We start from the raw sequence: 2,200 nt of genomic DNA, 5'->3' as shown, positions 1-2,200 counted from the left end.
GGGACGCGAGTCCCTGTGAGAGTAGGACGTTGCCGGGCAATCCAAACCAGTTCAGTTGATGAGCTGGTTTTTTTGTGCGCTTTTTTAAGTTAAGAGAGTTTGTTTAGCCTGATACATAGAAAGAAGATAACGGCGGATGTGAATAGATGAGGCCAAGGTACGTTGATGGTGGCCTTTGAAGGAGCTATGAACCGCCTATAATCGGGTAAAGCCAGATGAAAGATATAGCAAAGGCAGGGGAAGCCGCTTATGCTTGGCCTTTGAAGAAGCTATGGACCACCTATGACCGGGTAAAGACAGGTGAAAGATATAGCAAAGGCAGGGGAAGCCGCTTATGCTCGGCCTTTGAAGAAGCTATGGACCACCTATGACCCGGTAAAGACAGGTGAAAGATGTACCATAGGCAGGTGATAGCCAATAGAAAGTCGCACTTTCGCTAGGTTATAGAATAATTATCCATCCTGGGTATTGATGCATAAAGGCAGATAGAAAGAAGTGAAATAAGATACTATGCCCCCATCCCCCTGCTTGCTCCTGCCATATAAAATATTTATTTCGTCCTTTGATCTATAATACTAGATCCATCTCCAACCTCTTTTCACAAGTTAACCTACTCTATACTTGATTTAGCCACTCAGATACCAAAAACGGGATTTTAATTTCTGCTACATTTAGTAGGCTATCGATAAATGGAAGGTCATAAAAAGGCATCTCCTTGAATAAATCTGACCACCACTCTGTTTCATAACGGGAAATCATACTGAGATTATAGAGCAGTAGATAGAGAATTAAGAGATCCGGTAAAGTGCGAGCTACTCCTTCCCTTTGTAGAGAGAGAGAATAAGTACCAGAATGTATATTGAATCGAAAAGGCAAGTTACCTGGCAGAGGGCAGTATGTTGGTTCGAACTGCATATTTAAATACTGTTTATCCTCTTGAATGTTCACTATAGGAAGATCCCATTTAGCTTTGATATATTCTTTGAACCGTTCTGAATTCATTTTGTATTCATCTAAAATGAACTCAGGTATTTTGACAGCTGAATGCTCCGGGTTAAAAACGACTTTAGCGCATGTTCTTTTATTTTTTAGTTTTATAAAAAGGGTCTCAAGTTCTGGTATTTCCTGGAGTAAATGAATCATAGTTATCTTTTCATTTTCCAGTTGGTTTAGATGAAAGATCTTCTCAGCTGTATGAGTGAATAATCCATGACGCTGGATCTTTATTTCATCAAAAAGAAACTCATATTGTTGCTTCTTCTTTTTGCGTGTGGAAACACCGTGTGACAAAACAGCTGTTGTTTCCGGATAAAGAGGGTCTACTACTAACAAACATGCTTTCAGAAAATGGGTAAATCCATAATATAAAAGAAGTGGTTTTAGCTGGGTTGGAACTACTTTCATTTGTTTAAAATAAAGTGAGCCATTCTCAAGATAAGATATAAATTTATTGCAGTTCTCGTAACTATAGGTTTCAGCTTTTATTATTTCAGATTGATTATAGGCTTTTTTTAAGTATTTCTGTGTGAAGATAGATGAATAATAAGGCGTAAAGAGATGTAGATATTCAGATGATAGTTTGGACATTAGTACCCCTCTTTAATTAATTGAATAGTCAAACATTTTTCGTTTTCCTTGACAGTAGTTTATCCAATTGTTAATCTACAAATAAAATTTTTTCGGGAATGGGGGACATACTATGTGGGAAGATAAATTTTCCAAAGAAGGCTTAACCTTTGATGATGTATTACTTATACCAGGTAAATCGGATGTATTACCTAAGGATGTATCACTAAAGGTAAGTTTAGCAGACAATTTAGCCTTAAACATTCCTATAATTAGTGCGGGTATGGATACAGTAACTGAGTCTGAGATGGCTATAGCAATGGCTAGACAGGGAGGACTTGGTGTTATTCACAAGAATATGTCTATTGAACAACAAGCTGAACAGGTTGATAAAGTAAAACGTTCTGAAAATGGTGTTATAACAAAGCCATTTTTCTTAACACCTGAAAACCAGGTTTTTGATGCTGAGCATTTAATGGGCAAATATAGAATTTCTGGAGTTCCTATTGTTAACAACAAAGAAGAACAAAAATTAGTGGGTATTTTGACAAACCGTAATTTGCGCTTTATTCACGATTACTCCATGCTTATTGATGAAGTCATGACAAAAGAAAACTTAGTAACAGCTCCTGTA

Annotated in this window: 3 protein-coding genes; 2 read left to right on the top strand and 1 reads right to left on the bottom strand. The window is 37.1% G+C overall.

Translation table 11 applies throughout. From position 1 onward, the window contains the following. The first annotated feature begins 215 nt into the window (after positions 1-215). Positions 216-371 (top strand): hypothetical protein, encoded by a 156-nt coding sequence (locus AC58NB_RS17385; RefSeq protein ID WP_497428055.1) that lies wholly within the window; start codon positions 216-218, stop codon positions 369-371. A gap of 244 nt (positions 372-615) precedes the next feature. Here AC58NB_RS17385 and AC58NB_RS17380 read toward each other — a convergent pair whose 3' ends face one another. Further along, complete coding sequence (locus AC58NB_RS17380; protein ID WP_497428054.1) at positions 616-1,587, bottom strand: YaaC family protein; 972 nt, start codon at positions 1,585-1,587, stop codon at positions 616-618. Positions 1,588-1,699: 112 nt separating this feature from the next. On the opposite strand from AC58NB_RS17380, the gene AC58NB_RS17375 reads away from it, so the two are divergent. Continuing rightward, positions 1,700-2,200 (top strand): IMP dehydrogenase (locus AC58NB_RS17375; protein ID WP_497428053.1); only part of this gene is annotated, 501 nt, incomplete at its 3' end.

It is taken from the genome of Pradoshia sp. TA40_28, from assembly GCF_059694525.1.
Note: the sequence above shows the minus strand (reverse complement) of the source record. Positions and strands in the feature narration are given on the sequence as shown.